We start from the raw sequence: 16637 nt of genomic DNA, 5'->3' as shown, positions 1-16637 counted from the left end.
GAATCCGCGCACGCGCGATTCGAACATCGAATGCCGGGATTTCGGCATACTTCCAAGAAAAATCGAACAAATGTTTGACTATACATCTGAGTCTCCGTAGCCTGGTCTCATGACCAACCACCTGACCCCGCTGAGTGAGGCGATCGAACGCCTGCACGCGGCCTGGTCAGGTGCGCACGACGCGACCGACCTCACCCGCGCGCAGCTGATCGATGCGAACGACGCGCTCGGCGCTGTGCGCCGTCTCACCGATGCGCTGCAGACCGAGATCGCGGCGGGCATCGCGTCCGAATCTCGGACGAGCCTGGGGCCCGACTCGCTGGCGAAGCAGCAGGGATTCCGCAACGCGACGCAGATGATCGCCACCACGACGGGCATCTCGACGGCCGAGGCCTCTCGACAGGTGCGCGTCGGAGAAGCGACCGCGCCGCGCACAGACCTGGTGGGCGACCGGCTCCCCGCCAAGTACCCTGCAGTGCAGTCCGCACTGTGGGCAGGCGCCCTGGGCGCCAGCACATCGGGTTTGATCATCGCGCTGCTCGACAAGGTCCGCTTCAAGGTCACGCCCGAGCACCTCGCCGCCGCTGAGGAACAGTTGGTCGAGAAGGCCTCCGGCCTTTCGGTAGACGACGTGCGCAAGCTGCTCGCCCGCGCCGAGGCCTGGCTCGATCCCGAGGGTGTGGCCCCGCGCGAGGACGAGATCCGCTCGCAGCGTTCGGTGACCATGTTCGAACGCGATGGCGCATTCCATCTCAACGGTGTCTTCGATATCGAGGCGGCGGCTCCCCTGCGCGCCGCAATCAACGGATACGTCTCCGCGCAGTTCGCCGCCCGCAAAGACGCCATCGACCCCGACGCCCCCGACGCCGATCACCGCACCGTCCCGCAGCTGCAGGCCGACGCACTCACCACGCTCTGCGCGCACGTCATCGGGTGCGACAACGACGCCCCGGCCCTGGCCGGCGCAACGGTGATCGTGCGCGTCGACCTCAGCGACCTGACCGACGGCACCGGCTACGGCACCATCGACGGCTCAGACACCGCCGTCAGCATCGGCGCCGTGCGCCGCATGGCAGCATCCGGCGGTGTCATCCCGTGCGTGCTCGGATCCGACAGCGAACCGCTCGACTGGGGACGCAAACGTCGCTTCTTCACCTCCGCACAGCGTCTGGCACTGGCAGAACGCGACGGCGGATGCGCGATGTGCGGCCTGCCGCCCGAAATGACACGCGCCCACCACATCAGATGGTGGCAACGAGATGCCGGACCGACCGATCTCGACAACGGCGTCCTGCTCTGCGAGACCTGTCATCACCGCATCCACGACAACGGGTGGGACATCCGCATCGACGGTACCGGCGCATCGGCCGCAGTGTGGCTCATCCCACCGCCCAGCGTGGACCCGTCGCGAACACCCCGGCGGGGCGGTCTGGCGCGCTACAGCCTCGCGGCGTAGCTCGCGCCAGGGAACGCGCGGCAGCGCCACGGAGTGCGCACCAGTTACGCGTGACAACTATTGGGGGTCGAGTACTGCGCCCGGCTCTGGCAAGGTGTGTGGGGGTTGCCTTCGAGGGGAACGCAACCATTAGGGAGAAACCATGGAGATCGCCGGAATCGTCGGCATCCTATTGATCATCGGCATCGCCGTCGTCGCCGCCATCGTCGTCCTACTGATCATGCTGCTGTTCGCACGCAGCTGGATCAAGGTGGCGCGGGCCGACGAGGCGCTCGTCATCTCGGGTCGCAAACAGAAGGTGCAGCGCGCCCTCATCAACCCGGACGGCTCGACCAGTTCCGAACTCGCCGAATCGCCGGTCACCGTGATCGTCAACGGCAAGTCGCTGGTCAACCCGATCACGCAGCGCCACGAGATCATCTCGCTGCGCTCACGCCAGGTGTCACTCAACGCCGAGGCGCAGTCGCTCGACAGCGTCACGCTCAACGTCGACGGCGTCGCCATCGTCAAGATCGGCTCCGACCCGCTGTACGTGCGCCGCGCCGCCGAGCGCTTCGCATCGCAGGACAAAGCGATCGAGCAGTTCACCACCGAACAGCTCGAAGGTGCCCTGCGCGGCATCGTCGCCACCCTGTCGGTCGTCGAGCTCATGCGCGAGCGCAAGAAGTTCTCCGACCAGATCGCCTCCGACGTCTCGCACGAGCTCGCCGAGCAGGGACTCATCCTCGACTCGTTCCAGATCAAGGGCATCACTGACGCCGTCGGCTACATCCAGTCACTCGGTGCCCCCGAGATCCAGGCCAAGCGTCAGGCCGCCGAGATCTCGCAGACCAACGCCGACCGCGCGATCAACCAGAAGCACATCGCCAACGAAGAGGCGAACCTGATCGAGCAGACCGCGCTCGACACCAACACGGCAAACGCCAACGCCGGCATCGGCCGCGCCCGCGCCGAAGCCGAGCAGGCCGAGCACCTCGCCCGCGCCCAGGCCGAGCAGGCCGTCCTGCAGCAGCAGGCCGAGAACCGACAGGCTCAGCTCGACGCCGACGTCAAGCGCGTCGCCGACGCGCAGCGCTACGAGGCCGAAACCCGCGCGCAGGCCGACCTGTTCACCCGTGAGAAGTCTGCCGAGGCCGCCGCGATCGAACAGATCAAGCAGGCCGAGGCGCGCACCCGCATCGCCGAGCAGCAGGCAGAAGCCGACCGCGCCCGCGCGGCCGGTGAAGCCGCCGCCGCCGAAGCGAAGGCCGCCGGTGACGCCAACGCGCTGCGCGCACAGGCGGAAGCCGAAGCCGAGGCCCGCCGCCTGCGCTCCCACGCCGAAGCAGAAGCCATCCGTGCCGAGGGTGAGGCCCGCGCGGCCGCCGTCGAGGCCGAGGCGAACGCGATCGCCTCCAACCAGGAAGCCTTCCTGTCGCAGCGCGTGCTCGACGTGCTCCCGGCGATCATGTCGGAGTTCGCCAAGGGCTACTCCGCGATCGGCAACGTGTCGATCATCGGCGGCAGCGGCGACGACGGGGCATCCGACGTCATCGGCGGCGACAACGCCAAGGCGATGCGCGCCGTCTTCGACAGCGTCAACGCCGCCACCGGTCTCGACCTGGCCGCCATCATCCAGGGCCAGGCCGTCGGCCGCGGCATCGGCTCGGGCATGGCGCAGCCCGCCCCGGCCGACCCGACCGGGCAGCCCGCGAAGCAGCCGGCAAAGCAGCGCACCGCAGCATCCGCCACGGCCCCCGCCACGGCGGAGAACGCAGAGCACACCGACGCCGACTGACGCGTCCACACACACAGAACCGGCGGAGGGGCACAGCCCCCTCCGCCGGTTCCTGCTTCGTCAGCCGAGTGAAGCCGCTCAGCCGCGCGAAGCCCCTCAGCCGATGGCGAGCGCGATCTCGTTGGGGGTGTGCCCCAACGTGACCGTAGCGATCACGTCACCAGAGGTGAGGTCGACTGCGTGCACCGCATCAGCGGCCGGCTCGGTGACGTACGCGATGTCACCGTGCACCTTGATCGCCGGGTGGGCCTCCTGCCACTGCGCGGGGCTCTCCCACGGCGCGACCACGGGGTACGCGGCGGTCAGCTCACCCGACTCCGGGTCGAGCACGTGGATCTGCCCATCGGCAGAGAGGATGTAGGCAAGGTCACCCGGACCACGCGCGATATCGCGGAACGTGTACCGCACCTCGTCGGGCAGCTCGACAACGTCAAGCGTGCGCGCGGCGGTGTCGATCAGCGTCACCGCATCGAGCAGGTAACCCTCGGCATCCGGATCATTCTTGTAGTCTCCGACGGCGATCGGGCTGGTCTCTGAGACGAACATGTTTCCCACGCGTCCGAACTCATCAGGAGAGTCGAGCTTCACGAACTCCTCATCGACGAACAACAGCGCGCCGTTCTCGCACCCGAACACGACGGCTTCGTCCTGTGCCGTGCCCTCACCGTGGATGCCCGGGCACTGGTCGCTCGTCGCCTCGTCGTGCCAGTGGTCATCGTGCGGATGCAGCGCGACCGCTCCGCTGCGCGACGTCTCATCGCCGACCGTGGTCAGCAGCAGGCCATCTTCGAGCACGATCGAGACGCCGTGGTGCGCGTCATCGGCGACGTACGTCGAGGTTTCGGGCTGCACGTCGTAGCCGTCCGCGAACGCATCCGTGTCGAGGATCGTCGTCGTGCCGGTGCCGTCGTCGTACAGCGCCGTGCGCCCCTCGTGCGGCACCACGTGCCCGGGCGCGGTCGCCGGGAAGACGAAGTCGGTCAGCCGGGGGGTCGCCGTGTCGAGCAGCTGGAACCCCTCCGACGTGGTGACGGCGACTGTGCGGCCGTCGCCGAACGGGTTCAGCCGGATGAACTCCTCGGTCTCGAACTCCTCGATCACCTCGAGCGTCTCGGCGTCGAGCACGGCGACGCCGCCCTCGAACGCCACCGCCACCCGGCCGTCGGAGTGCTCGTGTCCGGCGGAGTCGGATGCCGGTGCCGCCGCATCACCGGCATCCGCGGGACTCGCGCAGGCGGCGACGAGCAGCGAGACGCCGGCGAGCGCCGCGACGGCCGCTCCCGTTCTGGTGTACTTCTTCATGTGTTCCTCTCGGTGCATGCCCCGGGACGGGGCGGGACAGGGGCGGGCGTCAGCCCAGCCCGTGGGCGATGCGCGTGGTGTTGGCGCGCATCATGGTCAGGTAGGTGCCGGCCTCGCCGTCGGGCTCGGTCAGCGATTCGGTGAACAGTTCGATGACCGCCACCTCGACGCCCGCCTCGGCCGCGAGCACCTGAACGAGGCGGTCGGGTTGCGAGGACTCGGCGAAGATCGTGGGAACGCCCGCTTCGTCGATGGCGGATGCCAGTTCGCGCAGGTCTGCGGCGCTGGGCGCGGCGAGCGTGCTGCCGCCGGGGATCACCGCACCGACGACGCGGAAGTCGAAGCGCTCGGCGAGGTATCCGAAGACGTGATGGTTGGTGACCAGCGCGCGTCGCTCGACGGGGATCGCCGTGAACGCTTCGGTCATCTCGGCATCGAGAGCTTCCAGCTCGTCGCGGTACGCCTCGCCGTTGGCGGTGATCTGCGACGCATCGACGCCGTCGATGCCGATCAGCGCCGCCTCGATGGCGTCGACGACGTCGAGCATGCGCGCGGGGTCTGTCCAGAAGTGGGGGTCGGGCGCGCCTCCGGCATCCGTGTCGGTGTAGTCGAGCACCGAGATGTGCTCCCCCGCGACGACCTGGGTCACGCCGCTCTCGGCGACGCGGTCGAGGTGTTGCTGCAGGCCTTCTTCGAGGCCGAGCCCGTTGGAGATCACCAGGTCGGCGGCGTCGAGCTGCGCGCCCTGCTGCACCGAGATCTCGAAGGAGTGCGGGTCGGCGTTCGGCCTCATCAGCGTCGTCACCTGCGCTTCGTCGCCCACGAGGTTCTCGACGACATCGCCGAGGATGTTCGTGGTGACGATGACCTGCGGGCGGTCGGACCCGGCCGTGGCGGGAGCGCATCCGACCAGACCACCGCCGACAAGAGCAACCAGAGCAACCGCGGCGACCAGTGCGGGCCGTCGCATCCGCTTCATCGCCCCACCTCCGCCATCAGCCAGGGGCGAGTCGGCGTCGACAGCACGCGCGCGACGCGCCCCGCGTCGGCGAAGTCGATCTCGATCACGACACCGTCTTCGGGATCGTTGAGGTATGCCCGCCGCGCGTCGACCGTCAGCGAGCCGACCGCGCCGGTCACCACCGGATCGGTCACGACGACGCCTTCCGCGCTGTGTACGTGCACCCGACCATCCCGATCGACGCCGACGACGTGTTCGGCCTCGTCGTCGACGGCGCTGACGTGCACGAGCGCGGCGTCAGTGGCAACGAACTCCCAGGCGCGTTCGCGCGCATCGAGCAACCAGAAGCCGTCGTCTCCGGCCGCGCCCGCGACGGCGGTGCGCCCCTTGCGTCCGTCGAGAGTCGTCGCCCGCTCGGCGGTCACGTCGCCCGGGTATGGAATGCGCTCGAACGATGCCTGCGCGTCGTCGACGGTGACCAGCACGGCGCCGTCGGCGCAGCCGATGACCAGGCCGACGGTCGTGGTGACCGCGCCCGACGCGGCGACGCACGGCTCCGACGAGCCGACCGTCGCGCCGGATGCGTCGAGGACGTCGATGCGGTCGCCGACCGCCACCGCGGCGCCCGGCCCGAGGGGCGCGACCAGCCCGTCGTTCGCACCGGTGTCGATGCGGAAGAGTTCGACGATCTCGCCGTCGGACAGCGCCTCGTTGTCGAGCAGCACGCCCTCGCCGGATCCGGCGAAGAACACCCCCGTCGTGCCCGCGGTCGACAGCAGGCCCGTGCTGACGGTCGCCGGCCCCTCTCCCGGCACGTCGCCGAGGATGCGCGGTTCAGCCAGGTAGAAGTGGAAGTGATCTCCGTGATGCCAGCTCCATCGCCCGCTGTCGATGATCTGCAGTCCATCGCCGGTGCTGACGAAGCCGTAGCGCCCGTCGCTGGCCAGTGCGGTCAGCGCCGCGCCACCCGCCAGCGGGATGCGCCCCAGGTCGACGCTCTCGTCAGAGGCGAGATCAAGCATCCCCACACCGCCGTCCCGGTCGACCGACAGCAGCGCCAGCGGCGCCTCGGCAACCTCGGCGGCGCCGGCGATCTCGCCGTGTCCGGCCGAGTTCCCGGCATCCGGAGCGGTCGTGTCGGAGGCGGCGCCGGTCGTCGGCGACGCGCACGCGGTCACGATCGTGACGGCGAGCAGCGCCGGCAGGGCGGCGACGGGTCTGCGGATCTTCATGCGGTCCTTTGCGGAGTCGGAAGGGCGTGAGTAGTCGGAACGGTGTGACGGTTCGGGAGGGCGTGACGGGTAGGACGGCTTACGAGCGATCGGATGCCCGATGACAGTGCCGCGAGCACGATCGCCGCTCCCGCGATCGAGGCACCGGCGGATGTGCCGAAGTACCAGGACGCGAGTAGCCCGAGCACCACGGCGACGGTGCCCGCAACGGCGGCGAGCGCCATGGTGGCGGGGATGCGGGTTGTCCACGCGCGCGCGGCGACAGCGGGTGCGAGCAGCAGCGCGACGACGAGCAGCGTGCCGACGGCCTGGTACGAGGCGACGACGGCGAGCGTGATCAGTCCGACCAGGGCGACGTGGGCGAACTGCGGCCGCAACCCCAGGCTGGCGGCGATGCGCGGATCGAAGCCCGTCGCGACGAAGGAACGGTGCAGCACGACAGCGACCGTGACGGTGATGACCAGGGCGATCGCGAGTCCGGTGATGTCGGCGGTGCCGATCGCCAGGATGTCGCCGAACAGCAACGCGGTGGCGTCGGTGGCGAAGCTGCGCGAGTGCGACACGATGATGACGCCGAGCGACAGCATGGCCACGAACAGCAGTCCGATGCTGGTGTCGTACGACAGGCGCCCGCGGCGCTGCAGCAGACCGATGGCGGCGCTCATCGCGACGGCGCTGACCGCCGCACCCAGCAGGACGGGCAGACCGAGCACGGTCGCCAGTGCTACGCCGGGCAGCATGCCGTGGCCGATCGCCTCGCCGAGAAACGCCATGCCCCGAATGACCACCCAGGTGCCGACCACGCCGCAGATCACGGCCACGAGGGCGCCGCCGATGAGGGCGCGCACCAGAAAGGCAGAGCTGAGCGGGTCGGTGAGGATGAGCACGCGTCACACCGTACATGAGAATGAGAATGATTATCAATTGCTACAGTGAGCGTCATGGCCCCGACCGACACCGCCCTCGCCGCGCACTCGATCTGCTTCGCCTACGACCGCGAAGACGTGCTGCACGACGTCTCGGCGCAGCTCTTCCACGGTGAGGTGGTGGCGATCGCCGGAGCCAACGGGGCCGGCAAAACGACGCTGCTCGAGATCCTCGCCGGCACGCGCACGCCGAGCAGCGGACGGGTGATCCGCCACGGCGATCTCGCGCTCGCCGTGCAGCGCCCCACAGCGCCCCCGTCGCTCCCTCTCACCGCCGCCGATACCGTGGCCATCGGCACCTGGAAGCGCGGTACACGCATGAGCGCGTCCACCCGGCGCGCGGCGATAGCCGACGCCCTCGGCCGCGTCGGCATGGCCGACCATGCCTCGCGCCCGCTCACCGCGCTGTCGGGCGGGCAGCGCCAACGCGTGTTCCTCGCCCAGGGCATCGTGCGCCGCCCCGACATCCTGCTGCTCGACGAGCCCGCCGCGGGCCTCGACCGCGAGAGCATCGACCGCACGCAGCAGATCCTCGCCGAAGAAGCCGCCCGCGGCGCAGCCGTCGCCTGCGTGACCCACCACGACGCGGCCATCGCCTCCGCCGATCGGGTGATCCTGCTCGACCGCGGCACACTCGTGCCCGAACAGGCCACACTTGATGGGTGGTGAACGCGACATTCGACCTGGCCCGCATCGGCGACGGCCTCTCCTTCGCCGCCGCACTCGCTGACGTCGAAGCCGCGCTGGCGCGCTCCACGGCGGTGGTCATCACCGCCCCGCCCGGCACGGGCAAGACGACGCTGGTGCCTCCGCTGCTGGCATCCCGCTCCCCCGGTCGCATCATCGTCACGCAGCCGCGCCGCGTGGCCGCCCGCGCTGCGGCGCGGCGCCTCGCCCGCCTCGACGGGTCGCCGCTCGGCGAGCGCGTGGGGTTCACCGTCCGCGGCGAGCGCGCGGTCGGCCCGTCCACGCGCATCGAGTTCGTCACCGCCGGAGTGCTGCTGCGGCGGATGCTGGATGACCCGGGCCTCGAAGGCGTCGATGCCGTCGTGCTCGACGAGGTGCACGAGCGGGGTCTGGAGACTGATCTGCTCGTCGGCCTGTTGGGTGAGGTTCGCGAGCTGCGCGACGACCTCGTCGTGATCGCCATGTCGGCGACGCTCGATGCCGATCGGCTCGCCACCGTGCTGGGTACCGATCAGGCACCGGCGCCCGTGGTGGAGCACACGTTGCCGGCCCACCCGTTGACCGAGCGCTGGGCGCCGAGTCCGTCACCGCGGCTCGATGAGCGCGGTGTCACCCGGGCATTCCTCGATCATGTCGCCGGCACGGCGGCATCCGCGGTGCGAGAGCTGGACGATCCTGCCGCGGATGCCCTCGTCTTTCTGCCCGGCGCGTGGGAGGTCGGCGAGGTCGCGCGCCGTCTGCGGCACGATGCTCCCCACATCGACGTGCGCGAGTTGCACGGGCAGATCCGTGCCGCCGAGCAGGACGCCGTGATCCGCGGACGCGCGGCGCACGAACCCCGGCGACTCATCGTGACGACATCGCTGGCCGAATCCTCGCTCACGGTTCCCGGCGTGCGGCTCGTGATCGACAGCGGACTGGCCCGGCGCCCACAGCGCGATGCGGCACGCGGCATGACCGGCCTCGTGACGACGGCCGCGTCGCGCGCGGCGTCCGTGCAGCGTGCCGGCCGTGCGACCCGTCAGGGCGCGGGCACCGTCATCCGCTGCGTCGACGAGCGCACCTATGCTGCAGCGCCGCTGCGCGACGCCCCCGAGATCGCCGCGACCGACCTCGCCGATGCTGCCCTGCTGCTCGCCTGCTGGGGCTCGCCCGGCGGGGCCGGTCTGCGCCTGATCGATCCGCTGCCGGCCGATAGTCTGCGCGACGCGACGACCGTGCTGCACGGCCTCGGCGCGATCGACGAGGACGGCCGGGTCACCGAGACCGGACGCGCTCTCGCGCGCGTGCCCGCCGACCCGCGCCTGGCCAGGGCTCTGCATGAGGGCAGCGCCCTGACGGGCGCGCGGCTGGCGGCCGAAGTAGTCGCGCTGCTCGGGGGAGACACTCGAATGCCCGATGCCGACATCGCCGCCGCGATCGTCGGCCTGCGCCGCGGCGGCCCCGATGCCCGGCGCTGGTCGCAGGAAGTGGAGCGGATGCTGCGCCACGCCCCGCACACCGAGCACACCGGCCGCACCGACGACATCGGGCTGGTCGTCGCGCTCGCCTTTCCCGATCGCATCGCCCGACGGGTGGACCGATCGGCCGACGGCGCGACGTTCCTGCTGGCGTCGGGCACGCGGGCCGGGGTACGGGGATCGCTGGCGCACGCCGAGTGGCTCGCGGTCGCCGAAGTAACCCGCGCCACGGGCCGCACCGCCGCGGGGTCGGGCGCCGTCATCCGTACCGCCGCGGTGCTCACCGAGCAGCAGGTGGAGCGGGCCGCCGATCACCTGCTGACCGACCGCGTCGAGGCGCAGTTCGTCGAGGGGCGTCTGACGGCGCGGCGCGAACAGCGCGTCGGCGCCATCGTGCGCTCGTCGGTGCCGGTGCGCCCATCTCTGGTCGAGGCGCGCGAGGCCATAGCGCGGGCGCTGAAAGCACAGGGACTGGGGCTGTTCCGTTGGTCGGAGGCGGCCGACGGCCTGCGCCGTCGCCTCGCGCTGCTGCACCGAACGCTGGGCGCACCCTGGCCCGCCATGACCGACGACGCCCTCGTCGCGGGTCTCGACGACTGGCTCGGCCCCGAGCTCGATGCTCTCGCCACCGGCACTCCCGCCGATCGGATCGATCTCGCACCGGCCGTGCGCCGTCTGCTGCCGTGGCCGGCCGCCACCGCCTTCGACGACCTCGTGCCCGAACGCCTGACGGTGCCCAGCGGGTCGCGCATCCGCATCGATTACCCGGCCGTCGACGACATCGACGCTCCTCCCGTGGTGGCGGTGAAGCTGCAGGAATGCTTCGGCTGGGCCGAGACCCCGCGCCTGATCGACGGCCGCGTGCCGGTACTGTTTCACTTGCTGTCACCGGCCGGACGGCCGCTCGCCGTCACCGCCGACCTGGCGTCGTTCTGGTCGGGCCCCTACACGCAGGTGCGCGCCGAGATGCGCGGGCGGTATCCGAAGCATCCGTGGCCCGAGGACCCCTGGGCCGCGACCGCCACCCGGCACACGAAAGCGCGCGCCGCGCGCGAACAGAACTAAGAGCCAACAGAACCAAGGAAGCAGGACAACGATGACGTCGCGCTCCACGCAGACGAGAACCCGCCACTGGTGGGCGCTCGACCCCGCCGGATCCCTCGTGGGGCTCGCGTTCGCCGTGCTGTCGATCACCCCGTCGCTGCTGCCGCGCCCCGCCGTGCTGCAGGGCGCGCTGGCCGGCATCTCGTTCGCCGTGGGATACCTGCTCGGGGCCGTGGTCTGGGCGCTCGTGCGCCGGTTGCTGTGGCGCGGCGGCACGGTGCCGCCGTTCCGTCCGGGGTGGTGGTTCGTGTACGCCGCGATCTGGGTGGCCGCGATCCTCGGCCTCTCGGCCCTGGCCCTCGACTGGCAGAACGACGTACGCGGCCTGGTCGCGATGCCACCACTCGACGGGGTCAACGTCACCGGATTCCTGCTCTCGTTCCTGCTGCTGGCGGTGCTGCTGCTCGCCGCGGGCAAGGCGACCGCGAGCATGTTCGGCCACCTGCGGCGGCGCATCGGTGCCGTGCTCGCCACCGCCGCGTCTGCGATCGTCGTCGTCGCTGTGGTCGGTGGTCTCGTCTTCGCCGCCGTGGTGGGCGTCGATCGCATCTACCTCGCACGAAACGCCCTGCCCGACGCCGAGGTCGCCGAGCCCACCTCCGACTTCCACTCGGCCGGCGAGGCCTCGTCGATCGCGTGGGAGTCACTCGGCCGGCACGGCGCGAACTTCGTCGGCGGCGGTCCGACCGCGGCCGAGATCACCCAGCTCACCGGAGCGCCCGCTCTCGAGCCCATCCGCGTCTATGCGGGGCTCGAGTCCGCGCCGTCCATCGAGGAGCGCGCCGACCTGGTCGTCGCCGAGCTCGAACGCACGGGCGCCTTCGAGCGGTCGGTGCTCGTGGTCGCGACGGCCACCGGTTCGGGTTGGCTGGAACCGCAGACCGTCGACGCGCTGGAGTACCTGCACGGCGGCGACACCGCGATCGCGGCCATGCAGTACGCCTACACTCCCAGCTGGGTCTCGTTCGTCTTCGACCCGGATGCCCCCGTCGGAGCCGCCCGGGCGCTGTTCGAGGCCGTCGAGCAGCGGTGGCTGCAGCTGCCGGTCGATGAGCGCCCGCTGCTGGTCTCGTACGGCCTGAGCCTCGGCGCGCACGGCAGCCAGGCGGTCTTCGCCGACCTCGAAGACGTGCGCGCGCGCACCGACGCCGCGATGTTCGTCGGCAGCCCGAATGGCTCATCGCTGTGGCGTTCGCTGCAGGCCGCGCGCGATGCCGACAGCCCCGCTTGGCAGCCGGTGCTCGACGCCGGCCGTGAGGTGCGCTGGATGTCGCGTGCCGGCGACGAGGACCTGCTGACGGGCCCGTGGGAGCAGCCACGGGTGCTCTACCTGCAGCATGCGAACGATCCGGTGACCTGGCTCTCGCCCGAGCTGCTGTTCCGTTCACCGGAATGGCTCGAGTCCGCTCAGCGCAGCTCGGATGTGAGCGCATCGATGCGGTGGATCCCGGTCGTGACCGGCCTGCAGGTGACCGTGGACATGCTGGGCGGCGAGGCCGTACCGGCCCAGCACGGCCACAACTACGGCGATGTCGTCGTCACGGGATGGCGTCAGGTGACCGGCGATGCCGCGCTGTCGCCCGAGGCGATCGAGCGCATCCAGGCAGAGATCGAGACATACGCGCCGATCTCGTCGTACACCGAGTAGCGGTCGTCAGTCGGTGCGCCGCCGCAGCGTGAACGGCGCGAGAACGAGGAACGCGACGGTGAACGCGACGACGATCAGCAACGGCCCGCCGACGTCCCATCCCTCATCACCGCGGGTGACCGCGCCCATCGCGTCGATCGCGTGACTCAGGGGCAGCCAGTCCGAGATCGCATACAGCACGTCGGGCATCTGATCGCGCGGCATGAACAGCCCGCCGAGGATGATCTGTGGAAACACCAGAAGCGGCATGAACTGCACCGCCTGGAACTCGGTCTGCGCGAACGCACTGGCCAGAAGCCCCAACGAGGTGCCGAGCACCGCGTCGACCACCGCGACGGCGCCGAGCTGCCACAGCGGACCATTCACCTCGAGACCGCACATGTAGACGGCGAACAGCACCGTGATCGTGGCCTGCAGCACCGCCATCAACCCGAACGCCAGCGCGTATCCGATGATGAAGTCGCCCTTGCCCAGCGGCGTCGTCATGAGCCGTTCAAGCGTGCCCGACCGCCGCTCGCGCAGCGTCGTCACCGAGGTGACGAGGAACATCACGGTGAACGGGAACAGCGCCAGGATCGCCCCGCCGAACACATCGAAGACGCCGGTCTGATCGACGAAGAGCCAGGCGAACAGGCCCACCAGCAGGCTCGGCGCGACGAGCATGAGCGCGATGGATCGCGGGTCGTGCCGCAGTTGGTTCAGGACCCGACCGGTGGTGGCGAGGGTGCGACGCGGGTTCATGCGTCCTCCTCACCCTGTTGACGCAGGCGCCGTTCGCGACGCGTCTCGGGATGCCCGTCGTCAGCCTGCCGCGCCGCGGCGAGGTCGCGTTCGATGATCGCGAGGAACGCAGCCTCGGGATCGGACTCGCCGGTCTCGTCGCGCAGCTGCTGGGGCGTCGTATCGGCGATGATGCGCCCCTCTCGCATCAATAGCAGACGATCGCAGCGCAACGCCTCATCCATCACGTGGCTCGAGACGAGCATGGTCGTGCCACCCGACGCAATCCGGCGGAACAGCTCCCACAGCTCGACCCGAAGCACCGGGTCGAGTCCGACGGTCGGCTCGTCGAGTACGACGAGTTGGGGAGACCCCAGCAGCGCGATCCCCAACGAAACCCGGTTCACCTGTCCGCCGCTGAGGGCATCCACCGCGCGCCCCGCCTGTTCGGTCAGCCCCACCTCGTCGATCACCCGGTCGACATCGGCCGAGGGCAGGCCGAGCACTGCGGCGAAGTAGCGCAGGTTCTCGCGCACGGCGAGGTCTCCGTACACCGCGGCATCCTGGGTGCCGTACGCGACGCGATGACGCAGGCCGACGGCACCAGCCGACTCACCGAGCACCCGCACTGTGCCGCCGCGCACACGCTGCACGCCGACGATCGATCGCATCAGGGTGGTCTTGCCACACCCCGAGGGCCCGAGCAGACCGATCACCTGGCCGGCGGGGATGTGCAGTGACAGGCCGTCGAGCACCATGCGACCGCCTCGGCGGACCTGCAGCCCGTCGATGATCACCGCATCGTGCGTGTCACCCGCCACGAGCAGAACTCTCCTCCCCCGCGGCGGGCACGTCAAGCGGTCATACGCACGGGTGCGGGCATCCGCCACGAAGACCTCTGCTCAGTCGGCCACGAGCCACCCGCGGTAGAGCACATCGCCGGGCAACGCGGCGCCCGCGCGCTCCCAGCACCGCCGCCACGTGTGGCGGGCGTCCGCCGGCATCCACGCGTCTTGGCGCAGTTCGGGCGGCAGCAAGGGGTCGACGCGCATGGCCTGCTCCAGGGCCTCCGCGAGGAAGAGCTGCACAACGACGGCATCCTGTTCCGTACCGAGCGGATGCTGCTGCGCCCAGCGCAGCACCTCGTCCATCGCCGCATATCCGGCGAGCACCGGCGCGGCCGGCCACAACAGCGCCGCGATCTCACGGGAGTCGGTGACCCCGTGCACATTCAGCTCGGTGGCCACCGCCAGCACGAGGTGCTCAGGCAGGTCGGGGGTAGCGAGATCAGCGAGGTCGTGCGCGCTGACGTAGAGACTGGTCGAGAGCGGTGCTGCCCCCAGCTCACGCAGAGAGCGACGCAGCCCGTCGCGCAGGGCCCGCCGGGTCTCGGGGACGGTCACCGAGATCAGGTGCCAGCGGCCATCCCAGGGCATCCGTCCGTCGTCCTGTGCGAAGGCGAGACCGAGGGCGAGCCGATCGCCCGCGAGACGCCGGCGTCCGCTCTCTGTCAGGTGGATCTCACCGTGCCGACCGCGACCGGTCTGGGTCACCTCTCCCGCGGCGATCAGTCGGCGCACGGCCAATCGCACGGGATGGTCGTCGAGGCCCACGGCATTGGCGGTGTCGAGGATCTCGCGCATCGATGCGGCGCCCTGCTGCGGCAGGAACGCCTCGATGACCGTACGCGGACTGATGGCCAGCGCGGGTGTGCTCATGCGAGTGCCCGGCGCATCGTGGAGTACCGGTCGAACCCGAACAGGTGACGCAGCGGGCCCAGCGAACCGTAGTCGGTGGTCTCGAACCCGGAACGGCGGTACAGCGCTTCGGCACGCGGGTTCGTCGAGATCACCGATAGCTGCACGTGCGAATCGCCGCGTTCGGCTGCGACCAGGGCAGCCGCCGACAGCAGACCCGAACCGATGCCGAGTCCGCGCCGGTCGGCGTTCACGCAGATGCCGTCGAGTACCAGCACGCCCGACTGCTCGCCGCGCGCCAGGATCGTCAGCACGATCGCCGCCCAAACCGAGCGGGTGCGCGAGAGCCGGGTGCGCAGGTGCGCCCAGCTCATGTCGACGGCCCCGCTGCCATCCTCATTGAAGCCGCAGACGCCGACGACGTCGCCGTCGGCCCGGGCCACCAGAACATGTTCGGGCTGCAGGCCCGCGGTGATCAGCGCCGAACCGGTCGCCTCGTCGGGAAAGGCCGCGATGAGCTTCGCACCGAAGGCCTCCCAGTACAGGCGCCCTACCTCGGCGCGCTCGTCGGGTGTGAAACCGCGTGAGATCTGCACGTCCATGCCAAGAATGTATCATGTACGCTACGAACGTGCGCAAGAAGATCAATAGATGGACTCGCCTTCTCATCACCGCCGGCGTCACCGCAGTGACACTCGTCGTCGGCGTCGCGATCACCGCGGTGATCGGCAACGACTACCGCCTGCGCCAAGAGCCGGTGCTGATCCCCACCGCACAGGGCGCGCTCGAGGGGGCGCTCACGCGCCCGGCATCCGGCGACACCCGCGGACTCGTCATCGTCATCCACGGCGATGGCCCGGTCGAGGCGACCCACGACGGGCTGTACCTGCCCTGGTTCGAGGCCGCCGCCGACGCGGGGTTCGCGACGCTGTCGTGGAGCAAACGCGGCGTCGGCACCTCAGAGGGTCACTGGTTGCATCAGAGCATGGCCGATCGCGCCGCCGAGGCGTCCGAAGCGATCGACTGGGCGCACGCACAGCCCGACATCGACACCACGCGGATCGTGCTGTGGGGCGCCAGTCAGGCGGGGTGGGTCCTGCCCGATCTCGCCGCCACACGCGACGACATCGACGCCGTTGTCGCTGTTGGTCCGGCGATCAACTGGCTGCGCCAGGGGCGCTACCACCTGCTGTCCGGCCTCGACGACACCGGCGCGACACCCGCCGAACGCGAGCGTGCGATCGCGCTCAGCGACAGCATCCGTTCCCTCATAGCCGCCGATGCCGACTACGACCGGTATCTCGCCGAAAGCGGCGACCCCGACCCGATGAGCGAGGACCGCTGGCGGTTCGCGAAGCGGAACGCCGCGTCGGATGCCACCGAGAGCCTCGAAGGGCTCGCCCAGGCCAACGTGCCCGTGCTGCTCATGCTCGGTGACCGCGACCGCAACGTCGATGTCGACGAGACCGCGCGGACCTATCAGCGGTTGCTCGGCGACGCCGTGCGCGTCGAGCACTTCGACGCGACGCATCCGCTGGCGCGCCCCGTGATGGAAGACGCGCCCGTGATCGGCGCGATCACCGCCGTGATCTGGCCGCGCGCGCTGTTCGCGCCGTCCGTGCTCGACACGTACCGCGGGTACCTCGCCGGCCTGTGAGCCGAGGCGA

At 70.3% G+C, this 16637-nt stretch carries 14 protein-coding genes; 6 read left to right on the top strand and 8 right to left on the bottom strand.

Annotated elements, in window-relative coordinates; translation table 11 throughout:
* Positions 1-109 precede the first annotated feature (109 nt).
* Entirely contained in the window at positions 110-1456 is a 1347-nt protein-coding gene (locus JF543_RS04360; protein ID WP_206822823.1) for an HNH endonuclease signature motif containing protein, read from the top strand.
* A gap of 142 nt (positions 1457-1598) precedes the next feature.
* Positions 1599-3233, top strand: a complete 1635-nt coding sequence (locus tag JF543_RS04355; protein ID WP_206822822.1) for an SPFH domain-containing protein — start codon at positions 1599-1601, stop codon at positions 3231-3233.
* Between the two features lie 96 nt (positions 3234-3329).
* Here the strand turns inward: JF543_RS04355 and aztD are convergent, their stop codons facing one another.
* From aztD to aztB, 4 genes are read right to left on the bottom strand one after another with little or no spacing between them, the layout of a single operon-like run.
* Positions 3330-4535 carry a zinc metallochaperone AztD gene (gene aztD, locus JF543_RS04350; RefSeq protein WP_206822821.1) on the bottom strand — a complete coding sequence of 402 codons (1206 nt, stop codon included), beginning with the start codon at positions 4533-4535 and terminating at the stop codon, positions 3330-3332.
* 49 nt (positions 4536-4584) lie between these two features.
* Complete coding sequence (aztC, locus tag JF543_RS04345) at positions 4585-5505, bottom strand: zinc ABC transporter substrate-binding protein AztC (RefSeq protein ID WP_206824218.1); 921 nt, start codon at positions 5503-5505, stop codon at positions 4585-4587.
* 5 nt (positions 5506-5510) lie between these two features.
* Positions 5511-6728, bottom strand: a complete 1218-nt coding sequence (locus JF543_RS04340; protein ID WP_206822820.1) for an ABC transporter — start codon at positions 6726-6728, stop codon at positions 5511-5513.
* Entirely contained in the window at positions 6725-7615 is an 891-nt protein-coding gene (gene aztB / locus JF543_RS04335; protein ID WP_206822819.1) for a zinc ABC transporter permease AztB, read from the bottom strand. Before aztB ends, JF543_RS04340 begins: the two co-directional genes overlap by 4 nt.
* Before the next feature lie 54 nt (positions 7616-7669).
* Here aztB and JF543_RS04330 point away from each other — a divergent pair, with 54 nt between their 5' ends.
* From JF543_RS04330 to JF543_RS04320, 3 genes are read left to right on the top strand one after another with little or no spacing between them, the layout of a single operon-like run.
* Positions 7670-8323 carry a metal ABC transporter ATP-binding protein gene (locus JF543_RS04330; protein ID WP_206822818.1) on the top strand — a complete coding sequence of 218 codons (654 nt, stop codon included), beginning with the start codon at positions 7670-7672 and terminating at the stop codon, positions 8321-8323.
* Positions 8317-10866 carry an ATP-dependent helicase HrpB gene (gene hrpB / locus JF543_RS04325; RefSeq protein WP_206822817.1) on the top strand — a complete coding sequence of 850 codons (2550 nt, stop codon included), beginning with the start codon at positions 8317-8319 and terminating at the stop codon, positions 10864-10866. Before JF543_RS04330 ends, hrpB begins: the two co-directional genes overlap by 7 nt.
* Before the next feature lie 31 nt (positions 10867-10897).
* A complete protein-coding gene (locus JF543_RS04320; RefSeq protein WP_206822816.1) occupies positions 10898-12553 on the top strand; it encodes an alpha/beta hydrolase in 1656 nt (551 codons plus the stop codon).
* A gap of 6 nt (positions 12554-12559) precedes the next feature.
* Here the strand turns inward: JF543_RS04320 and JF543_RS04315 are convergent, their stop codons facing one another.
* The 4 genes from JF543_RS04315 to JF543_RS04300 form a co-directional block, all read right to left on the bottom strand.
* Complete coding sequence (locus tag JF543_RS04315; RefSeq protein ID WP_206822815.1) at positions 12560-13294, bottom strand: ABC transporter permease; 735 nt, start codon at positions 13292-13294, stop codon at positions 12560-12562.
* Positions 13291-14094 carry an ABC transporter ATP-binding protein gene (locus tag JF543_RS04310; RefSeq protein WP_431522682.1) on the bottom strand — a complete coding sequence of 268 codons (804 nt, stop codon included), beginning with the start codon at positions 14092-14094 and terminating at the stop codon, positions 13291-13293. Before JF543_RS04310 ends, JF543_RS04315 begins: the two co-directional genes overlap by 4 nt.
* Positions 14095-14175: 81 nt before the next feature.
* The gene (locus tag JF543_RS04305; protein ID WP_206822814.1) at positions 14176-14991 is read right to left on the bottom strand and encodes a PaaX family transcriptional regulator; all 816 of its coding nucleotides are present in this window, start codon (positions 14989-14991) and stop codon (positions 14176-14178) included.
* On the bottom strand, positions 14988-15572 hold the full coding sequence (locus JF543_RS04300; RefSeq protein ID WP_206550541.1) for a GNAT family N-acetyltransferase: 585 nt from the start codon (positions 15570-15572) through the stop codon (positions 14988-14990). Before JF543_RS04300 ends, JF543_RS04305 begins: the two co-directional genes overlap by 4 nt.
* Positions 15573-15586: 14 nt before the next feature.
* Here JF543_RS04300 and JF543_RS04295 point away from each other — a divergent pair, with 14 nt between their 5' ends.
* A complete protein-coding gene (locus tag JF543_RS04295; protein WP_206822813.1) occupies positions 15587-16627 on the top strand; it encodes an alpha/beta hydrolase family protein in 1041 nt (346 codons plus the stop codon).
* Positions 16628-16637 lie beyond the last annotated feature (10 nt).

Source organism: Microbacterium esteraromaticum (assembly GCF_017303215.1).
Classification (GTDB): Bacteria; Actinomycetota; Actinomycetes; order Actinomycetales; family Microbacteriaceae; genus Microbacterium; species Microbacterium esteraromaticum_C.
Note: the sequence above shows the minus strand (reverse complement) of the source record. Positions and strands in the feature narration are given on the sequence as shown.